A 26,015-nucleotide genomic window follows, 5' to 3' on the forward strand; every position below is an offset into this window, starting at 1 on the left:
CTAGTGCAATTGGGTGACAGCTAAAGCCCTTTTTTGATCGACTCGTGCAGGGAGTTGATCAGCTCGCTTTTCTGGGTAGCCACCTTATCATCATGCTCATGCTGCAGGGCCCAAGAGATAGCGTTGATGTGCAGTTGTAAAATGTCCTGCTCTTTTTCCAACAGGTCTGGCACTGCCCGAATGGCGGCGCAAAGGCTTTTGCCCACTTCCCCCACCAACTTGTAGCCAAAGGTGGCGGCCTGCCCTTTCAGATCGTGAGCGCACATAAATATATTGTCTAACCGTTCTTTAAACGGTGTATCTGACGCCAAGTAAGCTTTCATATCCTCGACAGCTTTTTTGACGAGGTCTGGATAGTTTTCGCCAAGTTTGCGAATGCGTTGTTCGGCGGCAAATTCCATTTCTTTCAATGTGTGACCAGAATTGGACCGAATGACCTCAGCCAGTCGATTGCGTGGCGTGTAAAACTCCACATCATCCGGATTTCCCTTGGATTTATTGAGGTGCTCATCTTTATTTTCACTCATTGGATTGCGCCTCATTTTCCGCCCGCATTTCCGGATTATGCTCAGTTTGCACGGCGTCGCCATGCCCATCATCCGCAATGTTCGCCCCGGTCGGGTTGGCCCGACGATCTTCGCCATCAAACCCGCGCAGATTGCGGCGACGGTCTGGCCCGACATAGTCTTTTGTTTTCACAAACTGGCGCGGATGGTCGCGCATATAGGTAAACCGATCAAACAGACCCGCCACGGAAACCGGCTTGCACAACACTTCATTTGCGCCGCTATCGCGGGCGCGACGAACATGTTCCACCGTTGAATAGGATGTAAGGACCAACACCGCCAAATCACGGATGGCTTCGTCCTTGTGATTACGGATTTTTTTGATCATCTCGAAACCATCGACAGGCTTCATCAACAAATCAACGATCATGATATCGGGCAGTTCACTCTCTGCGAGTTGCATGCCTTCTTTAGCGGAAAAGCCATGGCGGATTTTCTTGATCCTCATGCCCAACAACATATCGCGCAAGATGTTATGCATGTGCTGATTGTCGTCGACGATCAGGACCTTTAAATCACCAAAGTTATATTTCGTATTATGCCCGAATAAATTGCTCGACATATGCCTGCCTATATCTTGGCGTTCAAGCTATCAGTTTTGAGTAAGGAAAAGGTGAACTGGCGAGAATGGAGCGGGTGAAGGGAATCGAACCCTCGTCGTCAGCTTGGGAAGCTGCTGCTCTACCATTGAGCTACACCCGCGAGAGATTGCGTTGTTGATATGCCGTGTTTTGGGCATATTCGTCAAGAAAAATTGACTTTTGCAGGCGGCATAAGATGACCTGCCTCGCTTAGAAATGGCGCAACGGCAAAAGCAACTATCGTTGTTTTCTGACTGACTCTTGTAGCGATTTAAGCAGTGCCGTTTTTTGTTTTTCAACGGCGTCATTGTGCTCGTTTTCTAACGCCCAAATGATGGCGTTGATGTGCAGCTTTAAAATATCTGGCTCGGCTTGAAGCTTTTTAGGGGCGCCAGTAATCGCATCGCAAAGACAAGACGCTACGTCGCCCACCAAATTGAAACCCAAGGTTCCGGACTGGCCTTTTAAATCATGGGCAGACACATATATGGCTTCAAGGATTGAAGTGAACGGCGCATCTTTTTCTCGCTCCGCATTCATTTGCGCCACAATGGTGCGAACCTTTTCGGGATATTTGTCGCGAATGAGTTTGATGCGCTTTTCAACCTCATCTTCCATTTCCTGAAGCGTCATACCGGACTTTGTAGAGATAACCTCAGCCAACCGATTTTCTGGCGTAATGAATTCGACCTTCTTCGACTTTGGCTTTATAGGTTTCTCATTCTCGCGGTCATCTTTCATTTTATCTTCCTTCACAAGGGCCTAACGCCGCTCCGAAATAGGACATTGATTAGTCTTGCTTTTTACGGCGATCAGGGCCTTCAAATTCGCGCACGGCGCGTCGGCGGTCAGGACCGATATATGTCTCTGTTTTCACAAATTGGCGCGGATGGTCGCGCATGTGGGTCAATCGGTCGACCAAGCCGGAAACGGAAACTGGCTTGCACAACAGCTCATTTGCCCCGCTGTCGCGTGCACGGCGCACCAGTTCAGCGGAGGAGAATGAGGTGAGCACCAAAATGGCGGAGAGGCTAATTTCTTGCCGCTCATGCCGCCGCACCGACCTGATAAAATCAAATCCACTCACCGGCTTCATCAGCAAATCCACAAGCATAACATCGGGCACACCCGCCTCGACCTTCTTCATTGCTTCGCTTGATGAATATGCATGCTTGATTTTCTTAATGCGCATGCCGAGCAAGATATCGCGCAAAATCGTATGCATATGCTGATTGTCGTCCACAATCAGCACTTCCAAATCACTAAAATTATACTTTTCGTTTTGCCCTGAAATGCTGGGTAACATAGCCAGACCTTAAATAATGTCCGACCAATGTAAATTAAGGACGTAATCAAATGATAAATGGTGGGATGCGCAAATCAACCCTCCCACATCATGAGGAATTGGCATAAGCTTCACCTTTGCATTTTGATTTTTTGGATAGAGTTATGCCCCTCCCCGATATCTTATTTGAAACTGATCGCGTGATTTGCCGTCCGTTTGAAGCGAAGGACTTTGATGATTTGTTGACGCTGCAGAGCGACAAGCAGGTCTATCAATATGTCGGAGACGGGAAGCCTTTGCCGCCGGATCAGGTGACCTTATGGATCAACCGTTCACGCGAAAATATCGAAAAGAACGGCTTCGGCACGGGGGCAATTGTGCGCAAAAATGATGATCAATTGATTGGCTGGGCTGGCTTTGTGTGGCCAGAAGGCGCGGAAGTTGAGATCATCTATGGCTTATCCCCCAACGAATGGGGCAATGGTTTGGGCACCGAGATCGCCCAAGGTTTGGTGGATGCGGCGCGAAACCGTTATAAAATTTGGCCATTACACGCGACTGTGGATCCAGAAAACAACCGTTCTATCAACCTGCTGAAGAAAGTGGGCTTTGAACTTTTTGCTAAGACCAAAGATGAAGACGGGCTTGATACAGACATATATGAACTTAAATTGAGTTAAAACACCACGTTCATGCGGCAAATGCATGAACTTATACCCATTTATCGCTTCAATCCTTCAAACCTAAAGCGTTTAATGCTTCAAACTCATAAATACCACCTTGTTGGGTGCATGGGCCATTGAATGGGATATCGAGGAGGATATCGGCCCTTTTAAGATGCACCGACATTAGGAGAAGGATAAGCCGATGACTGCCGACCGCCCCACAATGCGCGACAAAGACCGCCCTGACCTTGGTTCATTTAAATGGGAAGACCCATTTTTGCTGGACGATCAGTTGACAGAAGAAGAGCGCATGGTGGTGGACACGGCCCGCGCCTTTGCTGATGAAAAGCTACGCCCACGTGTGCGCGAAGCCTATAATGAGGAAAAGACTGACCCGAACATTTTTAAAGAGTTCGGCGAGATGGGGCTTTTGGGCTCAACCATTCCGGAAGAATATGGCGGGGCGGATTTGGGCTATGTGGCCTATGGCCTGATCGCGCGGGAAGTTGAACGCGTGGACAGCGGCTATCGCTCCATGATGTCTGTGCAAAGCTCATTGGTGATTTATCCAATCTATGCCTATGGCACTGAAGAGCAGCGGCAAAAATATTTGCCGGGTCTGATTGATGGCAGCTTGATTGGCTGTTTCGGCCTGACTGAGCCAGATGCAGGCTCTGACCCCGGCGGCATGTTGACCCGCGCCAAAAAGATCAAAAATGGCTATGTGCTGAACGGCACAAAGATGTGGATTTCCAACAGCCCGATTGCTGACGTTTTTGTGGTGTGGGCGAAATCAGAAGCCCATGGCGGTAAGATCAAAGGCTTTGTGCTGGACAAAGGCATGAAGGGCCTGAGCGCACCGAAAGTTGGCGGCAAATTGTCTTTGCGTGCGTCGATCACTGGTGAAATTGTGATGGACAATGTGGAGGTGGGCGAAGACGCGCTACTGCCGCATGTGGAAGGGTTGAAAGGCCCATTCGGTTGTTTGAACCGTGCGCGTTATGGCATTAGCTGGGGCGCGATGGGTGCGGCGGAAGCGTGCTGGCACGCGGCCAACCGCTATGGCCAAGAGCGCAAGCAATTTGGCAAGCCATTGGCGCAGATGCAATTGTTCCAAATGAAGCTGGCCAACATGATGACCGACATTACGCTCGGCCTTCAAGGCTCGCTGCGGGTGGGTCGTTTGATGAATGAAGCCAAAGCAGCGCCGGAAATGATCTCGCTGATGAAACGTAACAATTGCGTGAAAGCTTTGGACATTGCGCGGATGGCCCGCGACATGCATGGCGGCAACGGCATTTCAGACGAGTTTGACGTGATCCGCCACATGATCAACCTTGAAACGGTGAACACATATGAGGGCACTGCCGATGTGCATGCCCTGATTTTGGGCCGTGCGCAAACTGGCTTGCAGGCATTCTTTTAAGCCCGGACAGCAAGGTAGAAGCAATGCAAGAGCAACCGCTTAAAGGTTTGAAAGTGCTTGAATTGGCACGGGTATTGGCTGGCCCTTGGGTTGGCCAAACCCTTGCGGATTTGGGCGCAGACGTGATCAAGGTGGAATCGCCCAATGGTGACGACACCCGCGCTTGGGGGCCACCATGGATTGAACGCGGCGACGATAAAAGCGCCGCCTATTTCCATTCGTGCAACCGGGGCAAACGCTCGATTGCGCTGAACTTTAAGGATGCGGATGACCTTGAAACCATTCGCCAATTGGTCAAACAGTCAGACATTTTGGTGGAGAATTTCAAGCTCAACGGGTTGCAAAAATATGGACTGGATTATGAAAGCCTGAAAGCGATTAATCCGCGCCTGATTTATTGCTCCATCACCGGTTTTGGTCAAAATGGGCCTTATGCCGAGCAGCCGGGCTATGATTTCATCATCCAAGGCATGTCTGGCATGATGTCCATCACCGGGGAACCGGATGGGCAACCGCAAAAAATCGGCACGGCGCTGGCGGACATTATCACTGGGCTTTATGCCACCATCGGCATTCAAGCGGCGCTGTGGCAACGTGAGCGCACGGGGCTGGGCCAGCAAGTGGACATGGCGCTTTTGGACAGCATGGTGGGCGTTTTGGCCAACCAAGCGATGAACTATCTCGCGAGCGGCACTGCGCCTACGCGACTAGGCAATGCGCATCCAAACATTTGCCCCTATCAAGTGCTGCCCGTGAAAGATGGTCATATTATTTTGGCTGTGGGCAATGATGGGCAGTTTCAACGCTTGGCCAAACTGATCGGGCAGGAACAGATTGGCGCTGATGAACGTTTTGCCACCAATGCCGCACGTGTTGCGAACCGAATTGAGCTGACCGCGCTTTTGGAAACTGAGTTTCAAAAGTGGGAAAAGCTGAAATTGCTGGATGCCCTGCACGCCTCGAACGTGCCTGCGGGGCCGATCAACCGGATTGATGAAGTGTTTGCCGATCCGCAAGTGCTGGCCCGCAAGATGGCGCTTGATATGGATGGGGTGCCCGGCGTACGCACGCCTATCCAATTCTCAGACGCGGCCATGACATTTGACCGCCCTTCCCCCAAGGTGGGCGAGCATACGCAAGAAATTCTGAACGAGCTTAAAGCTCTCAACGACAATTAAAGAGCAAATAAAATGGCGAAAATGACCGGCGGCGAGATTTTGGTGAAATGCCTTGAAGCGCAGGAGGTGGACCGTGTGTTCTGCGTGCCGGGCGAAAGCTATTTGGCAGTGCTTGACGGGCTGCATGACAGCAATATCGATGTGGTGACCTCGCGCCATGAAGGCGGCGCGGCGATTATGGCGGAAGCGGACGGCAAGATGCTGGGCCGCCCCGGCATTTGCATGGTAACCCGCGGACCGGGCGCCACCAACGCCGCGGCGGGCGTGCATATCGCCAAACAGGACAGCACACCGATGATCTTGTTTGTTGGCCAAATTGGCCGCGCCATGAAAGGCCGAGAGGCGTTTCAGGAAGTGGATTATCGGCAAACTTTTGGCGATTTGGCCAAATGGGTGGAAGAAATTGACGATGCGGCGCGCATTCCTGAAGTGATTGCCCACGCCTATCACATCGCCATGTCTGGCCGCCCCGGCCCTGTGGTGCTGGCGCTGCCGGAAGATATGTTGCGGGACGAGGTGGACGTGCCCGTTTGCCCCTACATCGAAGTGGCAGAGCCTGCGCCCAGCGTGAAAGCCGCGGCGCGGTTTGAAGAGCTGCTGCGCACGGCGGAGCGCCCTTTCATCGTGGCCGGTGGCTCGCGGTGGACAGAGCAGTCTGTGGCGCAGTTGAAAGCCTTTGCCCACAAGCACGACATTCCGGTGGGCTGCTCGTTCCGGCGACAGCAATTGTTTGACCATACAGATAGCCATTATGCGGGCGATGTGGGCTTGGGGATCAACCCGGCGCTGAAAGAGCAGATTGAACAATCAGATTGCCTGATTTTGCTGGGGGCGCGTTTTTCTGAAAATCCAAGCCAGAACTTTACGCTTTTGGGCATGCCTAATCCGGGCAAAACTTTGATCCATATTCATCCCGGTGCGGAAGAGTTGGGGCGGATTTACACGCCTACACTTTCCATCAATGCCACGCCGGAATGTTTCTTTGATGCGGTGGATCATATTGACGCCCTGCCCGCTGCGGATCGCGGCAAAAAGGCCAATGAAATTTATCGGGCCTGGACCGATGCGATGCCGGAAACACCTGGCGATGTGCAAATGGGCGGCGTGATGACCTATTTGCGCGAGGCGCTTTCTGACGATGCCATTATGTGCAATGGCGCAGGCAATTATGCGATTTGGTTGCATCGTTTTTGGCGCTTCCAGCGCTATGGCACCCAATTGGCGCCGACCTCCGGATCCATGGGCTATGGTGTGCCTGCCTCCATCGCCGGCAAATTGCGGCACCCGGAGCGGGATGTGATCTGCTTTGCGGGCGATGGATGTTTCCAAATGACCGGGCAAGAATTTGCCGCTGCCAAACAGTTTGGCGCCAACATTATTGTGCTGGTGATCGATAATGGCATATACGGCACCATCCGCATGCACCAAGAAAAGCACTATCCCGAACGGATTTCCGCCACGGATTTGGTGAACCCTGACTTCGCCGCGTGGGCCCGTGCTATGGGTGGACATGGGGAAACGGTGGAACAAACCGACCAGTTCCCGCTCGCCTTTGAACGGGCGCGGGAAAGCGGCAAGCCTGCGATTATCCATATCAAGACGGCGGCTGAGGCAATTTCACCAACGGCAACGATTTCGCAGTTGCGGGGGAAGTAGTGATTTTAGCAAAAAGCACGCCTGTGGATTAAGGGAAATGCCCGTGCATTACGGCCCCAAGTGAATATAATGGGACTTTTCGTGCCAAAGCGTGACCAAATATGTCAGATGAGATTTCCAATCTAAGCTTTTCGCAAAGGAATGGCTTGCAAGCTATTCCCCAACAACTTGAGCTAGGAAAAGTCTCTCCTGACTTCCGTAGGCTGGTTGATTATGCAATCAACAGAGAAATCGAACGCGTTCGAAGTGCCGGCTCGATCGGTTACTATTTTGTTGGAAGTTGGAAGGTTGTCGCTCAAGACATCCACGTAAAGTTTTTTGGTAATAGGATAAGTACATACGACAACAGTGCATACAAATTGAACCAAGCATTGGAAGAATTTACCCAGAATAAAGCATATAACCGTTTGTTCGACCTTATTGAGTTCTTAGCGAACCACAAAAACTGTACGGATAAATTGAAAGACGATTTGGCTAGCGCATTTGTCGAAGGGCATTTGGCCTACCGACTTATCGAAAAACGTGTTGTAGCAGTTGGCACGAACGAACAGGCTGATGCACTCCTGCGTGCCATCGACAAAACTGAACTGTCAGGTAATCTCGGCGCGAGAAAACACCTTCTCGAAGCCGGACAAAAAATTGCAATAGAGGATTGGGTTGGCAGTGTTCATGAAAGCATTCACGCCGTCGAGGCAATGGCAAAGTCTATCGCACCAGGCGGAACTCTGGGAAATGCTTTGAAACAGCTAGAGAAGCAGGGCACGCTTAATCAGCGACTGAAAGACGCATTTTCGAAGCTATACGGTTATACGAACGACGATAAAACCGGAGTTAGACATGCAAACGTATTTGGTACAGAAGACACCGTAAGTGAGGCCGACGCGTTGTTTATGCTGGGTGCTTGCGCTTCCTTTGTTTCATATTTGATTGCCAAGAGCGAATAGCAATTTATCCTTAAAAGTCGCTTTTCCTGATGGCTGGCGTGAAATGGATCCCAAGATCAAGTCTTGGGATGACGGAGAGTGTGGTTAGGGCTTTGAGCTGAATTTGAGCGGCCCCGGATCAAGTCCGGGGCGGCCATAGGGCTCGCACCTTTCATCCAGTTGCAATCCCGGCCTTGAGCCGGGATCAACGGCTTGCACGAAACTTAGGATGCTTGCCGCCGTCGTTCGCTGCGCTCACTACCCCGGCACCCCCAGAGTCTTTACGCGCCGCCGTCGCTCACTACGTTCGCTACCCCGGCACCCCCGCCAGTTGGTGCCCGATTGCCGTGTCTGAGATTAATATGGCCATCATCAAATGCAGCAATTTGATTGAAAAGTGTGGGGACTCTGCCTACTTTTAAGCTTTGCGCTGTGCGTTTTGCGGGGCGGCGGTGAAGGAGAGAGATGATGTCGCTCGATAAGATTGCCTTGATCATTGTGATTGTTGCAGCCGGGATTTATGTCGGCGTGATGGCGTTTGGAATTTTTGCGTCGGGCGTGCCGCTTTGGCCATTCTTTATTTTGCTGGCAATCGGTATCTATTTGATGTCACGGGTCATTTCCGACAAGTTGAACAACAAAGAAGATAAATATTACGAAGATAATATTCAGGAGTAATTTGCATGATCGTGACAACTGGCTTGACCGTGCCTGAAGGCGAAATCATCGAAACGATTGGTATTGTGCGGGGCAACACCATCCGCGCAAAGCATGTGGGCACAGACATTATTGCTGGCTTGCGCAATTTGGTGGGCGGCGAAGTGGGTGAATATACCAAGCTGATGGCCGAGGCGCGCGAGCAGGCTTATGACCGCATGGTGGCTCATGCTCAAAGCGTTGGGGCTGATGCTGTGATTGGGGTGAATTTCACCACTTCTATGATCACCCAAGGCGCGGCAGAAATTTTGGCTTATGGCACTGCCGTAAAGCTGAAGCGCTAAGCCATGCCCAAAATTGATATGCCGGAGTGGACCCACCATGAAGGTGAGCCAAACCCACTGACTGGGCAGGATGATGGCGCTTATGGCGAGAAGGTTCTGGGCAAACAGATTGGCCTGACCGGGTTGGGTGTACGCATGGAAATGCTGCCGCCCGGTTCTGCTTCATCCCATCGCCATTGGCACGAAACTGAAGATGAATTTTTGCTGATGCTTTCTGGCGAATTAGTTTTGGTTGAAGATGAAGAGACCATTTTGCAGGCGGGCGATTGCGCCGCTTGGAAAGCGGGGAACCCGGTTGGCCATTGCCTGCAAAACCGTTCAAGTGAAGATGCGACCTATCTGATCGTTGGTGCCAATGCTGAGCAGGATAAGGTGCATTATCCTGATCATGATGTGACCTTGCATCGTGATCGCGACAAGCGGAGCTTCACACGGTTGGATGGTACGCCCATCGTCACTTCAGAGTAAGGCAATGCGATGAATTGGGACACGCTTTATCTGCTGTTGAATGCGGCTATTGTGCCTGCGTGGGCGCTGCTCTTGTTTATGCCGCGGGCAGAATTGACCCAAAAGCTGGTGCATAGTGGCATTTATCCCATCGGCATTGGGCTTTTCTATCTGCTTTGCTTTTTGGCGGCAGCCTTTTTGGGGCAAGCGGCAGAGGGCTTTAGTTTTTTCACCCTAGACGGAGTGGCAACGCTGTTTGATCACCCAAATGGTGTTTTGATCGGATGGTCGCACTATCTGGCGTTTGACCTATTTGTTGGTGCATGGATTGGCCGCGATGCGGCGCGGCGCAACTACTCTCATATGATTGTGGCGCCGATGATGTTGTTTAGCTATCTCTACGGGCCGTTTGGCTTGCTCGCCTATATGGTTTTCCGTTTTTGGAAAGAGCGGCAGTTGCCTTCGCTTGAGGAGTGAGTGTTTTGGTTTCCCCCCACCCTAAATTCCTCCCCACTGAGGGGGAGGAAAATGAGCGTTGGCCTCATCCCCCGCGTCATTCCCGCATAGGCGGGAATCCAGATGGGATTGTCGTCTCGTGATGACCTTGATATTTTGCGCTTGGGTTGCGCTTGACTGGATCCCCGGGTCAAGCCCGAGGATGACGCCAGTATATTTGGTTTGGGCTTCGCCATATCACTGAGGTGAAATGGATTTCAAGATCAAGTCTTGGGATGACGGAGGGGGTGGTTAGGGCTGCGAATAGGTATCGCTTACACCTACCCCTAGTCCCCAGGCGGGGCCACTGCGTGGCTAGTTTTGTTTGAAGTGCTTGGAAAGCTTCAAATGTTGGCCCTGATAGTTTGATCCAAGGTCGGCGCCGTAAAGATTGTCGGGGCGTTCGGCCATACGTTCATAGATCAAACGGCCGATGGTTTGGCCGTGCTCGACCAAGAATGGTACTTCGCGTGAGCGCACTTCCAGCACGGCGCGGCTGCCTGCGCCGGCAGCGCCAGCGTGGCCGAAGCCGGGATCGAAGAAGCCTGCATAATGGACGCGGAATTCGCCGACCAGCGGGTCGAATGGCACCATTTCGGCGGCATAATCCGGCGGGACGTGCACCGCTTCGCGGGAGACGAGAATGTAAAATTCGTCAGGGTCGAGGATCAGTTCGCCTGTGCCACGATCGTGCAAGGGTTCCCAAAAATCGAGTACGTCTAGTGCGGCTTTCTTATCGACATCAACAACCGCGGTGTGTCGCTTTGAGCGATAGCCGATCAGGCCGCCGCGATCGCTGCCTTGCAGATCGATGGACAATGAAACGCCCTGCTCCACGATGGCGTTTTCATCAAAAACCAAGGTTTGTTCAGCGTGGAGCGCCTTATGTTCTTCAACGCTCAAACGACTATCGCCCGAGCGGAAACGGATTTGGCTAAGGCGAGAGCCTTGACGCACCAGCGCGGGGAACGTACGCGGGCTGATTTCGAGATAAAGCTTGCCATTGTAGCCAGCAGGCACCGTGTCAAAAGCGCGACCTTCATCTGTGATCACGCGGGTGAAAATGTCCAAGCGGCCGGTGGAGCTTTTGGGGTTGGTGGTGGCGCTGACGCCTTCCGGCAATGCCAGTTCTTCCATCAGCGGCACAATATAGACGCAGCCCCGCTCAAGCACAGCGCCCTCGCTCAAATTGATCTGGTGCAATTTGAGGTCTTCAATGCGCTCCATCACCGAGGTTTGCGGCCCCGGCAAAAAGCTGGCGCGCACGCGATAGGCGATTTCGCCCAAGCGCAAATCCAAGCTGGCAGGTTGCACCTGATCTTCATCGAAGGCATGGGCGACAATAATGGCGCCATCCTGATGCATTTGATTGATCATGCGGGCTGAATAGATACCAGTTGGCGAAGTCATTTACTTGACGTTTCCATTAAATTCTTTTGCTGACCCTTTGTTGTTAGCAATGTTAAACATTGACGCCAAGCCACAATTGGCATTAGATCACATAATTCGGTGGTGATTTGGCCGGTCTGCTTGCAGCCACCTTAAAGAATTAGCTAAAGGCGACCGTTTGCCGGCCAATTGGGTCGGCTTTTTTGTTTGGAGACTGGCGTTTAGTCAGAAAAGATATGGCGACCAAGACAAATCCACTTTTGGACCCGAAAAACCAATCCCCTGCTTCGCGCGCTGTGCATGGCGGCACTGAGCGTAGCCATCATGGCGAAACCTCAGAAGCGCTTTACCTCTCATCTGGCTTTACCTATGCCACATCAGAAGAAGCACGAATGCGGTTTAAAGGGGAAACAGAAGGCCATATCTATTCGCGCTTCTCTAACCCCACCGTTGAGATGTTTCAAAACCGCATGGCGGGCCTTGAAGGCGCAGACGCTGCGCGGGGCACTGCCACCGGCATGGCGGCGGTGACCACCGCGCTGATGAGCTTGGTGCAGGCGGGTGACCATGTGGTGGCCTCGCGCGCCTTGTTTGGCGGGTGCCGCTATGTGGTGGAAGATTTTCTGCCGCGCTGGGGTGTTAGCTCCACCCTTGTGGATGGCCGCGACCCCAAGAATTTTGAAGCCGCAATGCGCGACAACACCAAAGCCGTGTTTGTGGAAAGCCCGACCAACCCCACCATTGAGCTGGTAGATTTGGAAGCGGTTGGCAAAATTGCAAAAGCCCATGGGGCGAAATTTGTGGTCGATAATGTGTTCGCCACCCCGATCTATCAAAGCCCATTGGAATTGGGTGCGGATTTGGTGGTTTATTCCGCCACCAAGCATATTGACGGGCAAGGTCGCTGTTTGGGCGGTGTGATTGTGGGCGATAAAGAGCTGATCGAAGGCGATGTGCACACCATTATCCGCCAAACTGGCCCATCCATCAGCCCATTTAATGCATGGGTGATGCTCAAAGGACTTGAAACCCTTGGCTTGCGGGTGGAAAAAATGACCCAAAACGCGCGGGCAGTGGCCGACATGTTGGCCAACCACCCCAAGGTAGAGCGGGTTTATTATGCCGGACACCCTTCGCACCCGCAATATGAATTGGCGCAAAAGCAAATGAGCGGCGGCTCCAACATGTTGGCCTTTGACGTGAAGGGCAAGCAGGCAGATGCTTACACTGTTGCGGACCATTTAGCGCTGATCAAAATCTCCAACAATTTGGGCGATGCCAAGAGCATTATCACCCACCCTGCCACCACCACCCACCAGCGGTTGGAAGAAGAAGATCGGGCAGAGTTGGGCATTTCAGAAAAGCTGTTGCGCTTGTCTGTTGGGTTGGAAGCGGAAGGAGATTTGCTGTCTGACCTGCAGTTTGCTTTGGACCAAATCTAGGACCGCTATGTCTGACGATTTGGGGTTCGACTTTCAAACGCGTAAAGGCGGCGATGTGCAGATTTTGCATCATGGCCGCCTTGCAACCACGCTGCGCGGACAACGGGCAACGGACTTTTTGGCAGATATGGACGATTGCGATTTCGATGAGCAGCAGCAAATTATGGCGCGGCTGACGGGAAATTATAAACGTGGCAATGAACGCGTTGCTAAAAACCACCCCCGCAATAGGCGCTGATCGATCCGGCGCTTATTCTTCAGTTTTGACGCCGCCAAATTCCTGATAGGCCAAGAGCATCCGCGCAAAGGCGGTGTAGAAGCACGCAGCAGCAAAGATCGCCGCGAGCACGTTGAAATATTGTGGCCAGATGCACAGCGCGGCGAAGAAGGCAATTGTTTCGGTGCCTTCGGTGAGGCCCGTAGAAAAATAGAGTGATTTCGACCCGCGCTTTGTGGTGCTCAATTTGTGTTTTTCGGCGAGGATCGCATAGCCCAGAAATGTACCGCCATTAAAATAGAAGCTGACGAGAAGCAGTGCGCCGACCACGCCATATTGGGCAGGGTCCAGCACAATGAAGGCGAAGGGGAATGCGCCGTAGAATAGGAAGTCTACGGTGATGTCGAAATAGCCGCCAAAGTCTGTTTTTTGCGTGGCGCGGGCCACGGCGCCATCCAAACCATCCATCACGCGGGACAGTAACATCAAAATCAACGCGGCATAAAACATGCCCAGGGCGACCATAACGGCAGAAAGCAGGCCAATTGCGAGACCGGCAAGGGTGACGCCATTGGCGGATATGCCTGCCCGCGCCATTTGCTGGCCGATAAAATTGAGCGGTGGATCGATCCATCTACGCATCTGGCCATCAAGCATGAATAAATCCCTCACAAACATCGGACTTGGAGCAAAGCCTTAGACAAGACTTCACTTGCGGGTCAAACTAAACTATCACTCAGGAGTTGAGAACAGGCTGCACATGTTTGTGAGCAGAATGTTATGGTAGTTTTGCGGCAGCGCAAAAGAGTCGGCAACCATCCGGGATCTACACATTTATGGAATTTCGTCCGATTTTGATGATCATTGGTGTGCTGACCGCGATTTTGGGCTGCTCCATGTTTCTGCCCGCTATTGCCGATGCGCTGGTGGGCAATGATGACTGGATCGTTTTTGTTACCTCTGGCTTGATCACCACATTGCTGGGCGCAGGCATTTGGGCCTCTTCATTCGGCTATGATCAAAGCCTGAATGCGCGCCAAGCCTTTTTTATGACCGCCATCATTTGGGTAGTGCTGGCCGTGTTCGGTGCCCTTCCCTTTTATTGGGCCGGGATCAATCTCAATTTCACCGACGCGTTTTTTGAATCCATGTCGGGTCTGACCACCACCGGGGCGACGGTGATTTCAGGCCTTGATGATTTGCCGCCCGGCATATTGCTGTGGCGCAGCTTGCTGCAATGGTTTGGCGGCTTGGGGATCATTGTGATGGCGGTTGCCGTGTTGCCCATGTTGCAAATTGGGGGCATGCAGATGTTCCGCGCAGAAGCGTTTGATACGGCGGAGAAGATTTTGCCGCGCGCCGCGCAAATCGCCTCCAACATGACTACGATTTATATTGCCCTGACCTTTATTTGCGCCATTTGTTATTGGGCGGCGGGGATGGGTCTTTTTGATGCAATTGCCCACTCAATGACCACTGTCGCTACAGGCGGCTTTTCCACCCGTGATGGTTCCATCGACAGCTATGAATCCGCAATTATCGACTATATCGCGGTGACCTTCATGATTTTGGGTGCGTTGCCGTTTTTGCTCTACATCAAAATGGTGCGGGGCGACTTGCTGGGCCTATGGCGCGACAGCCAAGTCCGCACATTTTTGCTTTTGCTTGCAGCGGTGACCTTGGTGGCTATTCTCATTCAATATGTTGATGATATTGATCGGGGCGAAGTGGCGTTCCGACATGCCATATTCTCGGTGACATCAGTGATGACGGGCACGGGCTATGCCACGACCGACTATGGATCTTGGGGCGGCATTGCCATCACCCTGTTTTTCATCATCACCTTCATTGGTGGGTGTGCGGGGTCGACCTCATGCGGGATCAAGATTTTCCGCTTCCAGGTGCTGTTCTTGGATTTGAAGCAGCATATTCGGCAAATTCTTTACCCCTCTGGCGTGTTTGTGAAACGCTATAATGGGCAAGTCATCTCAGATACGGTTTCCGCTTCTGTGATGAGCTTTATCTTCCTCTACTTCTTCTTTTTCATCATTTTGGCCCTGTTGTTGTCACTGACTGGCTTGGACAGTTTGACCGCATTTTCAGGTGCAGCAACAGCCATCTCGAATGTTGGGCCCGGCCTTGGCGACATTATCGGGCCATCAGGCAATTTTGGCCCGCTCAGCGATGTGTCCAAATGGCTAATTTCTATTGGCATGATTGTTGGCCGGTTGGAAATTTTCACCGTGCTGGTGCTGTTCTTGCCGCGCTTTTGGCGCGGCTAAGACTTTTCCCAATTCAGCTGGCCGCTATTCAGCAGGCGTTGGTGTACGTGACACGTTGTGATGCTCGCCGCGCAGCAAGCCTGCAAAAGTGGGCGCATTTGGCCGCAAGAACAACCAACCAAACAGCGCGCCAATATCCGCGCCAATGCCGATAAAGGCTGGCACAAGAAACAGCACAAGCGCCGTTGCCAACCCCAGGCCAAACACAATGGTGATCGCCATCGGGATCAAGAACTGCGCCTGCAAGCTGGTTTCAAACAAAAGCGGCGCCAAGCCCCCAATGGTGGTCAGGGACGTGAGCAAAACGGCCCGCAAACGATCTCGCGATGCACCTGTGGCGGCCTCAAAAAGGCTATCACCTTCTTCCAACCGCTCCTGCAATCGTGACACCAAAACGATTGAGTCATTCACCAAGATGCCCGCCAATCCCAATAGGCCCATGACCGAAATGATGGTCAGCGAATAGCCCATAATATAGTGGCCCCAAATGGCCCCGACGATGCCGAACGGGATAATCAACATCACCGCCAGCGGGGCAAAATAGGAAGCGAAAATCCACGCAATGATCACATACATGATGCCCAACGCGATAAGGCCACCGAGACGCAAATCGCCAAAGGCAGCACTTTGTTCAGCCTGCGTACCGCCAAAGCTATAGGCGACACCATGGTCAGCCACGATAGTGCCGAGATAATCTTCTTCCAAACGCTCAATCACTTCTGCGCCTGAGATGATGTTTGCATCGGTATCGGCAATAACGCGCACGGTGGTTTTGCCTTCTTCACGCACGATGCGGTTAAAGCCTTGGCGCTCGCTCAAGCTGGCCACTTCCAGCAGTGGAACGAAATTGCCTGCGGGCGACCGCACCCACAGATTGCGCAGGGCAGCCGTGCCCTCATTCTCGCCATCACGCTCAACACGAATGGTGATCTCTTCATTTTCAGCCGCCACACGGCGCGCAACGCGACCTTCAAAAGCGTCACGTATTTGACTGCCCAAACTATCAATGTTGAACCCGAGTGCACTGCCTCGCGGTGTTATTTCCAACACCAATTCGGGCTTACCGTAATTTAGGGTGTCATTGATGTCCTGCACGCCATCAAAACCTTCAAGGATGGCGGTTAGATCTTCGGCCGCCGCCTTAAGAGTTGCTGTATCAGCACCCGTAAACTCAACGTCGATCGCCCGACCGGGAGGGCCACCGCGTGGCTCACGCACGCCGATACGGTTTACACCTGCAAAGCTTGGCAATTGCGAACGAATGGCTGCGCCAATCTCGCGGGTCCGCACAGAGCGTTGCTCCGAGGGCGTGAGATAGACTTGAATATTGGCTCGGCCATTCTCCACATCAAGCGATGCAAAACTGGTGACGATCAACGTTTCGCCTTCCGGCGTGAGTTCTTTTTCGACCTTGTTGACCACTTTACCCATCTCGCCGATCAGCGTGTACATATCTTCTTGCGGTACACCCGGCTGGAAGTTGGCATTTAGCGAAACAGTTTCGCCCTCCACAGTTGGGAAAAATTCAAAGCCAAGCTTGCCCGATGGAATGAGCGCGCCACCCAAAATGGCCAAGGCAATCGCAATCGCGGTGGTGGCATAGCGCCAGCGATAAGAAACACGTGAGATCGCGCCGAAAATGCGGTCTTTAAAGAAGTCAAAGCCACGGTCAAAATTGCGACGGAACGGCCCCGGTGCTTTGCGCTCTTTCGGCAAGGCATGTGACAAGTGGCCCGGCAAAACCAGAAAGCATTCGATCAGCGAGGCGATCAAAACCGCGATCACGACCATGGGAAGCGCTGAAAGGATTTGCCCCACCACATCACCCAGCAACAAGATGGGTCCAAATGCAGCCATGGTGGTCAGGCTGGCAGCGATCACCGGCGCAGCCATGCGCCCTGCCCCTTTGGTAGCGGCCACGGCGCGGTCGTCCCCCAAAGCATATCGGGTTGCTGTGTGCTCACCCACCACAATGGCATCGTCCACAATGATCCCCAATGTCAGCAACAGTGCGAACATCGAAATCATATTGATGGTTTGGCCCGAGAAATACATGACCCCAAGCGTCATGAGGATCGAAACAGGAATGCCGACCGCAACCCAGAATGCGATGCGAAAATCGAGAAATATGAAAAGGACGAACAGGACGAGGCCCAGGCCCATCAAGCCGTTATTGACGAGCAGGCTCAAACGATCTTCCACCAACGAAGCCGCCGCATTGAACACTTCAATTTTTAGGGAGGCAGGCAGCGTGGGGCGGATTTCATCGAGATAATTATTCATGGTCTCGAAGGACTCGACCGTGTCGGCGGTTGCAGACCGGGAGACCGAGAGGCGGATTGCTTGATCGTCGCCCATAAAGCCAACGCTTTGATCCTGATTGAACCCATCTTCGATATTTGCCACATCGCCCAAAAGCAATTTGTCGCCCTGCGACGTGGTTTTCAGCTCAAGTTTTGAGAGTTCGTTGACGCCAATTTCCGGTGCGAGTGCACGGATTTGGGCTTGCAAATCCCCTTCAACTGAACCGGAAGGACGGTCGGCCGTGTTGCGGGAAATAGCCTGTGCAATATCTGCGGTTGTCAGGTCAAGCTGACGCAATTTCTGGTCATCGACCACAATGTTGATTTCGCGATCTCGATAGCCCGTGAAGGTGACCCGATCCACACCTGCATCCAAAAGACCATCGCGGATGTCGCGCGCATAGTGGCGCAAAGTCGCTTCTGGGAACGGCCCCGAAATGCCAATGTCGGCAATGGGGTCAAAAAATTTGGGCGTGATCACTTCTGGCGTATCGGCTTCGATCGGCAAATTGGTGACGCCCGCCACCGCGGCCTCCACCTGCGCTTCGGCCTGTCGCATGTCGGTGTCGCGCTCATATTCTAGCGAGATGGAACCTGACCCTTCGCGTGCTTGCGACGACATGGACTTTACGCCATCGAGAAAGCGCACGGTTGGCTCAATCGCCTGCAACATGTTTTTGCGGATATCATCGGCGCTGGCACCAGACCAAGAGAGCGAAATCTGGATCTGCTTCACTTCAAGTGAAGGGAAGAATTGTCGGTTCAGTTTGGAAATGCCCCACGCGCCAAACAGGATCATCAAGATCATCAACAGGTTGGCGGCATTGCGGTGGCGCACAAATAGCTCAACAATGGAGCGGGCCCGATTTGTGCCGGTCATGCTCATGAGTTTTGCCCTTCGCTCTCAGCATCAGGGCGTGACTGTTCATCGCCCCCACCCTGCTCAGCGTTGCCGCCGCGCGCGCGCTCGCCACCTTGGCCACGGCGCGGAATTGGAGGTGCCTCTCCCTCCGTGATCACGGCAAGGCCGTCACCAGCTTGCGCCAAACGTGTGGTAATGACTTCAGCACCATCGGGCACATCAGCGCGCACCAGCATTTGCGCCCCATCGCGTGCCACTATTTCGGCGTCATGGGAGACCATACGCCCCTCTTCGATGGTGTAGATTAGGCGATTGTCGTATATCGCGGTTTCCGGCAAGCGGATAACATTTTCATAGGTCCGGCCGGGGACCATGATTTTGACAAATGTGCCGGGGCGGAAAGTCGCTGCTTCGGCATTATCAAGCCGAGCAAACACCTCAACACCGCCTTTGGCGGCATCCACCTGTGCGCCAGCGCGAGAAATGGTGCCGCTGGCCTTGATATTTTCTGGCTCAACTTCCCAAACCACTTCAATCGGACGACCGAGCAGACCATCGGCAAAAATTTGCCCATATTGCCGATCTGACATGGTGAAACGGACGTCAAGCTGGTCCTGTCGATAAAGGCTAATCAGTGCCTCATTGCTGGTGACAATTTTGCCCAATGCGATGGATTCAGAACTGACCACAGCATCAAATGGCGCAATGATTTCGGTGTTGGCGAGGTTGCGTTCGGCACGCTCCACTTGCCAATCAAACCGCTCCATGCTGGCCAATTGACGGTCAAGCTGTGCTTGTTGGATGGCAATGTTGGCCTGACGCTGCTTGAGCGCTTGCTCACGTTGTGACACCAGCAACTCACGGTCATCCACATTCTTTTGGGTTAAGGCGCCAGATTGCAGCAGCGTTTGCGCGCGTTCTAAATCTTTCTTGGACAATTCCAATTGCTCGCGGGCAAAGCTCAAATTGTCTTGTTCAAGCTGCAAGCGTTCGCGGGCCTCGGTGACGCCAGATTGTGCCTCGACCAAACTCGCTTTTGCCTCTGTCAGTGCACCGCGATAGGTGAAATCGTCAATGCGGGCGATCAGCTCGCCTTTGGCAATCGTGTTGCCTTCGGCAATATCCGGGTGAATTTCCACAATCTCACCCGCCACTTGCGCGCGCACATCTAGCGTGCCTGCAGAAACAATTTCGCCAAAATAAGTCAGATGCGGTTGGGCGGCTTGGGCCACAACATCGACCGTGCGCACCGTAAAGGTGCGTTCACGCCCCTGCCGCTCGGGCGGCTCCGGCCTACTATTGACCATCTGAAATGCAAAAAAACCAGCGCCTGCTAAAATGGCGATGGCCACACCTAGCCGCACAAAAAGCCCGATGGCGGTGAAAATTCCGCCCGCGCGTTTTGGTTTTTGCGGCTGAGAAGGTGTTTTTTGATCAGAAGGCTCGGTCTGATCCAGATGACGGTCCATAGCAAAGATCCCGGTTTTTTGCTCAAATTACGCCTATTGCGCGCATTGAACAAATTAAACTTTGTCCATCTTTACGTAGGAGCTCGCCTCTCTGGATCAAGCCGTTTGGTTTTTAAGCCTAGTCTTTGCGGAATTGATGCGGGTTGAAGTGATAGGCAGTGGAGCAGAATTCGCACACCACTTGGATGTCGCCATCAACCACCATCGCGTCAATATCATCGTTCGAGAATTGCTCAAGCATGGCTTCAATTTTATCCGCATTGCAGCCGCACTTCTCTTCCAGATCCATCGGCTCATAAACCCGCACACCGGTTTCATGATAAAGCCGGAACAAGAGCCGTTCAGCCGAAATTTCTGGATCGACAAGTTCATGATCGTCAATGGTTTGCAGCAAAGCGCTGGCTTCAACCCAGTTATTTTCCGGTTCGAACACATTGTCCGCGGTTTCCGGATTGTCGAAATCCCCGTCGCCGGGCAAATCGGCCATGGTGCGTTCGCCATGAGAAGGCAAATGCTGCAACAACACGCCACCAGCACGCCATTGGTCCTGTGCTTTGCCCTTTTCGCTAAACTGAGCCACTGCCAAACGCACTTTGGTTGGGATCTGCTCAGATTGCATAAAGTAACGGTGGGCCACTTCTTCAAGCGACGCCCCGTCTAGCTGCACAATGCCTTGGTAGCGCTCGGTCATTTCACCCTGATCGATGGTCATGGCCAAGATGCCTTTGCCCAACAATTGCTCTGGCGAAAGCTCGCCCGCTTCCGCAGCCTCGTTCAAGGCCACTTCGTCAAACCGGGCATAGCCGCGCAGGCCGTTTGGCGTTTGCAAATCGACCACGATCATATTGACCGGACCATCCGTTTGCGTTTGCAAGATGAACCGCCCTTCAAATTTGAGGGACGACCCAACCAATGAAGCCAACACAATGGCTTCACCCAACAAGCGCGCAACGGGCGTTGGATAATTATGACGTGTCAGGATGGTGTTCAGCGCCTCATCCAATTTGACGGCACGACCACGCACATCCAAATTTTCAACGGCGAACGGCACAACGCTGTCGCTTACACTTTCTTCTCGATCAAGCCCGACGGCTTTCATCAAATCTTCTGTCATTTAAGCTCCTCAATGCCGAACACCCAGCACAAAACGGCTTTTTGGGCGTGCAGCCGATTTTCAGCTTCATCAAATACAACCGATTGGGGGCCATCCAACACCTCTGAGGTCACTTCATCCCCACGGTGCGCCGGCAAACAATGCATGAAAATTGCATCGCTCTTGGCTTCAGCCATCAATTCTGGCGTCACACGGTGCGGTGATAAAATCTCGCGGCGGATGGTGGCATCCAAATCGCCCATCGATACCCATGTATCGGTGATCACCAGGTCTGCATCCTTCATCGCGGTAACTGGATCTTGTGTCACTTGCACAAGTCCGTTTGTCGCGTCGATCTCTGCTTGCATGGCCTGATTAGGCTTATATTGTTCAGGACAAGCAATTTTCAACTCACAGTTAAAGAATTTTGCCGCCTGAATCCATGACATCAACACATTGTTACAATCGCCTTGCCATGCAATCTTGATGCCCTCGATCGACCCACGATGTTCCTCATAGGTCATAATGTCCGCCATAATTTGGCATGGATGCGAAAAGCGGGTCAGCCCATTGATCACAGGAATGGTGGCCGCCGCGGCCATTTCTTCCAGATCATCATGGCTGAGCAAGCGGATCATAATCGCATCGACATAGCGCGACATAACCCGGGCCGTATCGGCAATTGTTTCATCGCGCGACAATTGCATTTCATCGCCGGTAAGCATCAATGTTTGGCCACCAAGCTGGCGCATACCCACATCAAATGAGACGCGCGTGCGTGTGCTTTCACGGTCAAAAATCATTGCCAGTACTTTATCTTGCAGCAATGGCGGGCGTTCACCCTCTTTCAATTTGGTTTTTAGCGTGTGGGCCAAATCAAGAATTTTTCTCAGCTCTTCTTTTGTAAATTGGCCAAGATCCAAAAAATGTTGCGTTGCAGCCATGGTGACTGTCCTTTTGTCATGAGTTGCTTGTGGGGGAAGCGAAGATCGAGTGAATGAAACGGGCAAGCCCTAAGCCGAAAGCGCTTTTTCCATTCGGTTGATCGCCTCATCGATATCCTGTTTTTCAACAATGAGTGGCGGCAAGAAACGAATGACATTATCACCCGCGCCAACGACAAGCAGATGATGCTCGCGCATTTTAGCGACCATTTCCGCTACGGGTTGTTTCACCTTCATCCCCGCCATCAAACCTTTTCCGCGCACCTCCAGAACTTCTTCTGGGAATTTTTGCGCCAATTGCTGCAATGACCAGCTTAAATATTGACCCATTTCTTCAACATGGGCCAAAAACCCATCTTCTGAAATGCGGTCTAACACCGCATTGCCTACGGCGCAGGCCATGGGGTTGCCGCCATAGGTGCTGCCATGGGTGCCCGGCACCATCGCAGCGCCAACCTCTTCAGTGGCCAAACATGCGCCCAGCGGGAAGCCGCCGCCAATGCCTTTGGCCAAAGCCATCACGTCAGGCATAATACCTGCCCATTCATAAGCAAACATTTTGCCCGTGCGGCCATAACCACATTGCACTTCGTCCAAAATCAGCAAAATGCCGTGCTCATCACAAAGTGCGCGAAGGTCGCGTAAAAACTCGGCACTAAAGACATTGATGCCGCTTTCACCCTGGATCGGCTCCAGCAAAATGCCAGCTGTCTTGTCGCTGATGGCGGCTTTCACTGCGTCAAGGTCGCCCGCTGGCACATGCGGAAAGCCGCCAGCCTTAGGGCCAAAGCCTGTCAAATAGGATTCATTACCGCCTGCCGCGATGGTTCCCAAAGTCCGCCCGTGGAACGCGCCTTCAAAGGTGATGATCTCATAGCGATCTTCTTGACCCTTATTATAGAAGTAGCGACGCGCGGTCTTAATAGCGCATTCAAGCGCCTCAGCGCCTGAATTGGTGAAGAACACCATATCAGCAAAAGAAATGTCTACGAGCCGCTGAGCGAGCTTCTCTGCTTCAGGAATGGAGAAAACATTAGAGACATGCCAAAGCTTTTCGGCCTGCTCTTTAAGCTTGCTCACCACATAAGGATCAGCATGGCCCAGCGCGTTCACCGCGATACCTGCTGCAAAATCAAGATATTCGCCACCGTCTGATGAGAATAGTCGCACCCCTTCGCCCCGCTCAAAAGAGAGATCGGCGCGTTGATAATTTTTATAGAGTGCGGACATGTTCTTGATGTTCCTTTCTGCCCTGAACTGCGGCGCTGCAAGACAGCGCCAAAACCAAAAAACGCGTTGCCCACAACGGCGCAACGCGATAACAAGTGCATTTATGACCAGTTTAACTGGGAAAAGTCAATCGGCAGCGAAATGGCGGAAATGCAACGACATTAAAAAATGTCTTGGATAACCGGAAATAAAAGCAGACGAGCCTTGTCACGGATTCATCCGGTCTTGTAAAGTGAGGCCATAGGAACACGATATCTCGTGTGGCGGACCTATAAGTACATACGATGGATGGTATTTGAACCGGATTTTACGCATTTTTCGGTGAGGTGCCGGAGTCTATCTTTTGATTAAAATGGAGGACCTCCATGGCGTGGACAGACGAGCGCGTTGCGATTTTGAAAAAACTTTGGATGGAAGGCTTGAGTGCAAGCCAAATCGCGGCTGAGCTTGGCGAAGGGGTCACTCGCAATGCAGTGATCGGCAAAGTGCATCGGCTTAAACTTTCAGGCCGGGCAAAGCCCGCATCTTCAGCCCCGCGTGCGCGCAAGCCACGGGCCACGGCGTCCAGCACGCCAAGGCGACCAAGCGGCGCAGCATCAAACACAAGCGCGCGCCCTGCGAGCAGCCGCCCGGCGGCCGCTTCTTCAGCGCCGCGCCGTTCATCTGGTGGGCCAGCAATTGCAGGCAACACCGCGCTGAAGATGAGTGCAGAGACCGAGGCCGAGCAAAGCTTTGAACTGAATGCTGAATCTGAAATCTTTATCCCAGAAGCCGAGCGCATCGGCCTGATGGAGCTGAACGAACATACGTGTAAATGGCCAATTGGCGACCCTGTTGCAGATGACTTCCACTTTTGTGGACGCCATAGCGATGAAGGTAAGCCCTATTGCGAATTTCACTCTAAGCGTGCTTACCATTCCCTTGACCGGCGCAAGAAGAATTAGAGCAGCGAAACTTTAAATCGGGTCGCCTTGTGCGGCCCTTTTTTTATGGAAAGATTTAGCTGCCGCTACCCCAATTTGCCGCTAAACAGGCAAAAGCGACAGGTTGACTAGGCATCTGTAGATATTTTGGCAATCCACGCTAAATCTCGAAGACGAAAAGGGATTACAAATGGAACAAGGCGCTGAATCTTTGGAAACAAAGGGGATGTTGTGTGATCCCGGCGACCATTTTGTGGGCCGCTTTGAGGTGGAACGGAAGTTCCGGGTTGTTGATTTAGACCAAGTTCGAGACCGGCTGAAACGATTGGCGGCAACGCCCTTCACAATTGGGAATGTCGAAACAGATGTGTTTCTTGATTTACCCGATGGGCGTTTGGAAACAAACGGCCAGTTTCAAACCCTTCGGCATATGCAACCCTCTGGACGGGTGCTTTGGATTTCGAAGGGCCCTGCAAAGGACGAGTGCGTGGCCATGGACCTTGCCGACTATGACAAAGCATTGGCGATGCTTAAATCTTTAGGCTTTGAAGAGAAGCGACAAATTCAAAAGCGTCGCGATATCTACTTTTTTGATAAGTTTCATGTCACGCTTGATCAGGTGGCAAGTCTTGGCTCATTTGTTGAATTGGCGGTTATGACCGATGATCAAGACGCCCTCCCTTCTCTGCGCCAAGATGTGCAACAAGCAGCTGAGACATTGGAACTTTTGAGCTATCCGGAAGAAATGCAATCATACCGCGACTTGCTCTTTAAATAAATTTCGCGTGGACGGAGTCATTTGAGTGATAAATTGGAAGGCTTCTGAAAGCTTCCCAGCGCAACCCAATCACGTAGCCCCAATCTGATCCCTTCGCGAAACCATAAGGGATCAGCGTGCAAATGTTCCCCCAAACTTAATATCTCGAAGGCGGGTTATGCGGTGGCGAATTTCTCGTCAAAGCTATAGCCAGCGCCGCGGACGGTGCGGATTGGATCTTTGGATCTGCCGCGATTGATGGCTTTGCGGAGGCGACCGACATGTACGTCTACGGTGCGTTCGTCTACATAGACATCATGGCCCCAAACACCGTCGAGCAACTGCTCGCGAGAATAGACGCGGCCGGGGTTTTGCATGAGATATTCCAGCAAACGATATTCGGTTGGGCCGAGATGTACCTCGCGGCCAGAGCGGCGCACGCGGTGGGTCTCGCGATCCAACTCAATATCGCCTGCAGCAAGGCTTTGTGCAGTGAGATGAGGGTTTGATCGACGCAGCAAGGCTTTCACACGGGCCAGAAGTTCAGGCACAGAGAATGGCTTCACCACATAATCATCAGCGCCAGTAGCTAGGCCACGCACCCGCTCTTCTTCTTCGCCACGGGCAGTCATCATGATGATGGGAGTGCGCTGGGTTTCTTCGCGTGTGCGCCAGCGGCGGCACAACTCGATGCCGGAAAGACCAGGCAACATCCAATCTAAAAGGATGAGATCCGGCACATCTTCCCGCATGATCAAATCAGCTTCATCGCCACTTTCAGCAGCAGAGACTTTATAGCCCTCTGCTTCCAGATTATAGCGCAGCATTAATGCCAGATCGGCTTCATCCTCGACGATCAGTATGTGTGGTGACATAACCCC

The 26,015-nt window shown here is 52.5% G+C and carries 26 protein-coding genes, 1 tRNA gene and 1 riboswitch; of the genes, 14 read left to right on the forward strand and 13 right to left on the reverse strand.

Annotated elements, in window-relative coordinates:
• Positions 1–20: 20 nt before the first annotated feature.
• The 5 genes from ACP15Y_RS06415 to ACP15Y_RS06435 all read right to left on the reverse strand — a co-directional run bounded on the left by ACP15Y_RS06415 (position 21) and on the right by ACP15Y_RS06435 (position 2,453).
• Entirely contained in the window at positions 21–527 is a 507-nt protein-coding gene (locus ACP15Y_RS06415; RefSeq protein WP_424982172.1) for a hypothetical protein, read from the reverse strand.
• Positions 520–1,128 (reverse strand): response regulator, encoded by a 609-nt coding sequence (locus tag ACP15Y_RS06420; RefSeq protein ID WP_424982173.1) that lies wholly within the window; start codon positions 1,126–1,128, stop codon positions 520–522. The genes ACP15Y_RS06415 and ACP15Y_RS06420 overlap by 8 nt, the downstream gene beginning before the upstream one ends.
• A 66-nt stretch (positions 1,129–1,194) precedes the next feature.
• A tRNA-Gly gene (locus tag ACP15Y_RS06425) sits at positions 1,195–1,268 on the reverse strand.
• A gap of 116 nt (positions 1,269–1,384) precedes the next feature.
• The gene (locus ACP15Y_RS06430; protein ID WP_424982174.1) at positions 1,385–1,888 is read right to left on the reverse strand and encodes a hypothetical protein; all 504 of its coding nucleotides are present in this window, start codon (positions 1,886–1,888) and stop codon (positions 1,385–1,387) included.
• A 49-nt stretch (positions 1,889–1,937) separates the two neighbouring features.
• Positions 1,938–2,453 (reverse strand): response regulator, encoded by a 516-nt coding sequence (locus tag ACP15Y_RS06435; protein WP_424982175.1) that lies wholly within the window; start codon positions 2,451–2,453, stop codon positions 1,938–1,940.
• A gap of 143 nt (positions 2,454–2,596) precedes the next feature.
• Here ACP15Y_RS06435 and ACP15Y_RS06440 point away from each other — a divergent pair, with 143 nt between their 5' ends.
• The 9 genes from ACP15Y_RS06440 to ACP15Y_RS06480 all read left to right on the forward strand — a co-directional run bounded on the left by ACP15Y_RS06440 (position 2,597) and on the right by ACP15Y_RS06480 (position 10,205).
• Positions 2,597–3,112, forward strand: a complete 516-nt coding sequence (locus ACP15Y_RS06440) for a GNAT family N-acetyltransferase (protein ID WP_424982176.1) — start codon at positions 2,597–2,599, stop codon at positions 3,110–3,112.
• A 187-nt stretch (positions 3,113–3,299) separates the two neighbouring features.
• Positions 3,300–4,523, forward strand: coding sequence for an acyl-CoA dehydrogenase (locus tag ACP15Y_RS06445; protein WP_424982177.1), 1,224 nt, complete (start codon positions 3,300–3,302; stop codon positions 4,521–4,523).
• Positions 4,524–4,546: 23 nt separating this feature from the next.
• Complete coding sequence (locus ACP15Y_RS06450; RefSeq protein ID WP_424982178.1) at positions 4,547–5,701, forward strand: CaiB/BaiF CoA transferase family protein; 1,155 nt, start codon at positions 4,547–4,549, stop codon at positions 5,699–5,701.
• A 12-nt stretch (positions 5,702–5,713) separates the two neighbouring features.
• On the forward strand, positions 5,714–7,357 hold the full coding sequence (locus ACP15Y_RS06455; RefSeq protein WP_424982180.1) for a thiamine pyrophosphate-binding protein: 1,644 nt from the start codon (positions 5,714–5,716) through the stop codon (positions 7,355–7,357).
• A 101-nt stretch (positions 7,358–7,458) separates the two neighbouring features.
• Positions 7,459–8,301: an AbiJ-NTD4 domain-containing protein gene (locus ACP15Y_RS06460; RefSeq protein WP_424982181.1), complete on the forward strand. Its 843-nt coding sequence runs from the start codon at positions 7,459–7,461 to the stop codon at positions 8,299–8,301.
• A gap of 447 nt (positions 8,302–8,748) precedes the next feature.
• Positions 8,749–8,958: a hypothetical protein gene (locus tag ACP15Y_RS06465; RefSeq protein WP_424982183.1), complete on the forward strand. Its 210-nt coding sequence runs from the start codon at positions 8,749–8,751 to the stop codon at positions 8,956–8,958.
• A 5-nt stretch (positions 8,959–8,963) separates the two neighbouring features.
• The gene (locus ACP15Y_RS06470) at positions 8,964–9,281 is read left to right on the forward strand and encodes a YbjQ family protein (protein WP_133572806.1); all 318 of its coding nucleotides are present in this window, start codon (positions 8,964–8,966) and stop codon (positions 9,279–9,281) included.
• A gap of 3 nt (positions 9,282–9,284) precedes the next feature.
• Positions 9,285–9,749, forward strand: coding sequence for a cupin domain-containing protein (locus ACP15Y_RS06475; RefSeq protein ID WP_424982185.1), 465 nt, complete (start codon positions 9,285–9,287; stop codon positions 9,747–9,749).
• Between the two features lie 9 nt (positions 9,750–9,758).
• On the forward strand, positions 9,759–10,205 hold the full coding sequence (locus ACP15Y_RS06480; protein ID WP_424982186.1) for an ABA4-like family protein: 447 nt from the start codon (positions 9,759–9,761) through the stop codon (positions 10,203–10,205).
• Positions 10,206–10,538: 333 nt separating this feature from the next.
• Here ACP15Y_RS06480 and ACP15Y_RS06485 read toward each other — a convergent pair whose 3' ends face one another.
• A complete protein-coding gene (locus tag ACP15Y_RS06485; protein WP_424982187.1) occupies positions 10,539–11,633 on the reverse strand; it encodes a 2'-deoxycytidine 5'-triphosphate deaminase in 1,095 nt (364 codons plus the stop codon).
• 89 nt (positions 11,634–11,722) lie between these two features.
• A riboswitch (SAM riboswitch) is annotated at positions 11,723–11,801 on the forward strand.
• Positions 11,802–11,848: 47 nt separating this feature from the next.
• Here ACP15Y_RS06485 and metZ point away from each other — a divergent pair.
• Both metZ and ACP15Y_RS06495 read left to right on the forward strand, forming a co-directional pair.
• Positions 11,849–13,054, forward strand: coding sequence for an O-succinylhomoserine sulfhydrylase (gene metZ, locus ACP15Y_RS06490; RefSeq protein ID WP_424982188.1), 1,206 nt, complete (start codon positions 11,849–11,851; stop codon positions 13,052–13,054).
• A gap of 7 nt (positions 13,055–13,061) precedes the next feature.
• Entirely contained in the window at positions 13,062–13,292 is a 231-nt protein-coding gene (locus ACP15Y_RS06495) for a hypothetical protein (protein ID WP_424982189.1), read from the forward strand.
• 12 nt (positions 13,293–13,304) lie between these two features.
• Here the strand turns inward: ACP15Y_RS06495 and ACP15Y_RS06500 are convergent, their stop codons facing one another.
• Positions 13,305–13,928, reverse strand: coding sequence for a CDP-alcohol phosphatidyltransferase family protein (locus tag ACP15Y_RS06500; protein WP_424982190.1), 624 nt, complete (start codon positions 13,926–13,928; stop codon positions 13,305–13,307).
• A 179-nt stretch (positions 13,929–14,107) separates the two neighbouring features.
• Here ACP15Y_RS06500 and ACP15Y_RS06505 point away from each other — a divergent pair, with 179 nt between their 5' ends.
• A complete protein-coding gene (locus ACP15Y_RS06505; protein WP_424982191.1) occupies positions 14,108–15,553 on the forward strand; it encodes a TrkH family potassium uptake protein in 1,446 nt (481 codons plus the stop codon).
• 24 nt (positions 15,554–15,577) lie between these two features.
• On the opposite strand, the gene ACP15Y_RS06510 is transcribed toward ACP15Y_RS06505, so the two are convergent.
• The 5 genes from ACP15Y_RS06510 to ACP15Y_RS06530 form a co-directional block, all read right to left on the reverse strand.
• Positions 15,578–18,742 (reverse strand): efflux RND transporter permease subunit, encoded by a 3,165-nt coding sequence (locus ACP15Y_RS06510; protein ID WP_424982192.1) that lies wholly within the window; start codon positions 18,740–18,742, stop codon positions 15,578–15,580.
• Positions 18,739–20,187 carry an efflux RND transporter periplasmic adaptor subunit gene (locus tag ACP15Y_RS06515; protein ID WP_424982193.1) on the reverse strand — a complete coding sequence of 483 codons (1,449 nt, stop codon included), beginning with the start codon at positions 20,185–20,187 and terminating at the stop codon, positions 18,739–18,741. The genes ACP15Y_RS06510 and ACP15Y_RS06515 overlap by 4 nt, the downstream gene beginning before the upstream one ends.
• Positions 20,188–20,305: 118 nt before the next feature.
• On the reverse strand, positions 20,306–21,301 hold the full coding sequence (locus ACP15Y_RS06520; RefSeq protein WP_424982194.1) for an Hsp33 family molecular chaperone: 996 nt from the start codon (positions 21,299–21,301) through the stop codon (positions 20,306–20,308).
• Positions 21,298–22,224: an ornithine carbamoyltransferase gene (argF, locus tag ACP15Y_RS06525; protein ID WP_424982195.1), complete on the reverse strand. Its 927-nt coding sequence runs from the start codon at positions 22,222–22,224 to the stop codon at positions 21,298–21,300. The genes ACP15Y_RS06520 and argF overlap by 4 nt, the downstream gene beginning before the upstream one ends.
• A 69-nt stretch (positions 22,225–22,293) precedes the next feature.
• A complete protein-coding gene (locus tag ACP15Y_RS06530; protein ID WP_424982471.1) occupies positions 22,294–23,463 on the reverse strand; it encodes an aspartate aminotransferase family protein in 1,170 nt (389 codons plus the stop codon).
• Positions 23,464–23,819: 356 nt separating this feature from the next.
• Here ACP15Y_RS06530 and ACP15Y_RS06535 point away from each other — a divergent pair, with 356 nt between their 5' ends.
• The gene (locus ACP15Y_RS06535) at positions 23,820–24,398 is read left to right on the forward strand and encodes a GcrA family cell cycle regulator (protein ID WP_424982196.1); all 579 of its coding nucleotides are present in this window, start codon (positions 23,820–23,822) and stop codon (positions 24,396–24,398) included.
• Between the two features lie 169 nt (positions 24,399–24,567).
• Positions 24,568–25,155, forward strand: coding sequence for a class IV adenylate cyclase (gene cyaB, locus ACP15Y_RS06540; RefSeq protein WP_424982197.1), 588 nt, complete (start codon positions 24,568–24,570; stop codon positions 25,153–25,155).
• A gap of 155 nt (positions 25,156–25,310) precedes the next feature.
• Here the strand turns inward: cyaB and phoB are convergent, their stop codons facing one another.
• Complete coding sequence (gene phoB / locus ACP15Y_RS06545; protein WP_424982198.1) at positions 25,311–26,009, reverse strand: phosphate regulon transcriptional regulator PhoB; 699 nt, start codon at positions 26,007–26,009, stop codon at positions 25,311–25,313.
• Between the last annotated feature and the right edge of the window lie 6 nt (positions 26,010–26,015).

The organism is Maritalea sp. S77, assembly GCF_049801075.1.
Classification (GTDB): domain Bacteria; phylum Pseudomonadota; class Alphaproteobacteria; order Rhizobiales; family Devosiaceae; genus Maritalea.

Coding starts and splice junctions, on each gene's coding strand:
- ACP15Y_RS06480 (WP_424982186.1), top strand. CDS start 9,759: ATGAATTGGGACACGCTTTATCTGCTGTTGAATGCGGCTATTGTGCCT.
- ACP15Y_RS06420 (WP_424982173.1), bottom strand. CDS start 1,128: ATGTCGAGCAATTTATTCGGGCATAATACGAAATATAACTTTGGTGAT.
- ACP15Y_RS06475 (WP_424982185.1), top strand. CDS start 9,285: ATGCCCAAAATTGATATGCCGGAGTGGACCCACCATGAAGGTGAGCCA.
- ACP15Y_RS06535 (WP_424982196.1), top strand. CDS start 23,820: ATGGCGTGGACAGACGAGCGCGTTGCGATTTTGAAAAAACTTTGGATG.
- ACP15Y_RS06455 (WP_424982180.1), top strand. CDS start 5,714: ATGGCGAAAATGACCGGCGGCGAGATTTTGGTGAAATGCCTTGAAGCG.
- phoB (WP_424982198.1), bottom strand. CDS start 26,009: ATGTCACCACACATACTGATCGTCGAGGATGAAGCCGATCTGGCATTA.
- ACP15Y_RS06415 (WP_424982172.1), bottom strand. CDS start 527: ATGAGTGAAAATAAAGATGAGCACCTCAATAAATCCAAGGGAAATCCG.
- ACP15Y_RS06465 (WP_424982183.1), top strand. CDS start 8,749: ATGTCGCTCGATAAGATTGCCTTGATCATTGTGATTGTTGCAGCCGGG.
- ACP15Y_RS06430 (WP_424982174.1), bottom strand. CDS start 1,888: ATGAAAGATGACCGCGAGAATGAGAAACCTATAAAGCCAAAGTCGAAG.
- ACP15Y_RS06495 (WP_424982189.1), top strand. CDS start 13,062: ATGTCTGACGATTTGGGGTTCGACTTTCAAACGCGTAAAGGCGGCGAT.
- ACP15Y_RS06520 (WP_424982194.1), bottom strand. CDS start 21,301: ATGACAGAAGATTTGATGAAAGCCGTCGGGCTTGATCGAGAAGAAAGT.
- ACP15Y_RS06510 (WP_424982192.1), bottom strand. CDS start 18,742: ATGAGCATGACCGGCACAAATCGGGCCCGCTCCATTGTTGAGCTATTT.
- argF (WP_424982195.1), bottom strand. CDS start 22,224: ATGGCTGCAACGCAACATTTTTTGGATCTTGGCCAATTTACAAAAGAA.
- ACP15Y_RS06435 (WP_424982175.1), bottom strand. CDS start 2,453: ATGTTACCCAGCATTTCAGGGCAAAACGAAAAGTATAATTTTAGTGAT.
- ACP15Y_RS06470 (WP_133572806.1), top strand. CDS start 8,964: ATGATCGTGACAACTGGCTTGACCGTGCCTGAAGGCGAAATCATCGAA.
- ACP15Y_RS06440 (WP_424982176.1), top strand. CDS start 2,597: ATGCCCCTCCCCGATATCTTATTTGAAACTGATCGCGTGATTTGCCGT.
- ACP15Y_RS06450 (WP_424982178.1), top strand. CDS start 4,547: ATGCAAGAGCAACCGCTTAAAGGTTTGAAAGTGCTTGAATTGGCACGG.
- ACP15Y_RS06445 (WP_424982177.1), top strand. CDS start 3,300: ATGACTGCCGACCGCCCCACAATGCGCGACAAAGACCGCCCTGACCTT.
- ACP15Y_RS06460 (WP_424982181.1), top strand. CDS start 7,459: ATGTCAGATGAGATTTCCAATCTAAGCTTTTCGCAAAGGAATGGCTTG.
- ACP15Y_RS06505 (WP_424982191.1), top strand. CDS start 14,108: ATGGAATTTCGTCCGATTTTGATGATCATTGGTGTGCTGACCGCGATT.
- cyaB (WP_424982197.1), top strand. CDS start 24,568: ATGGAACAAGGCGCTGAATCTTTGGAAACAAAGGGGATGTTGTGTGAT.
- metZ (WP_424982188.1), top strand. CDS start 11,849: ATGGCGACCAAGACAAATCCACTTTTGGACCCGAAAAACCAATCCCCT.
- ACP15Y_RS06515 (WP_424982193.1), bottom strand. CDS start 20,187: ATGGACCGTCATCTGGATCAGACCGAGCCTTCTGATCAAAAAACACCT.
- ACP15Y_RS06485 (WP_424982187.1), bottom strand. CDS start 11,633: ATGACTTCGCCAACTGGTATCTATTCAGCCCGCATGATCAATCAAATG.
- ACP15Y_RS06500 (WP_424982190.1), bottom strand. CDS start 13,928: ATGCTTGATGGCCAGATGCGTAGATGGATCGATCCACCGCTCAATTTT.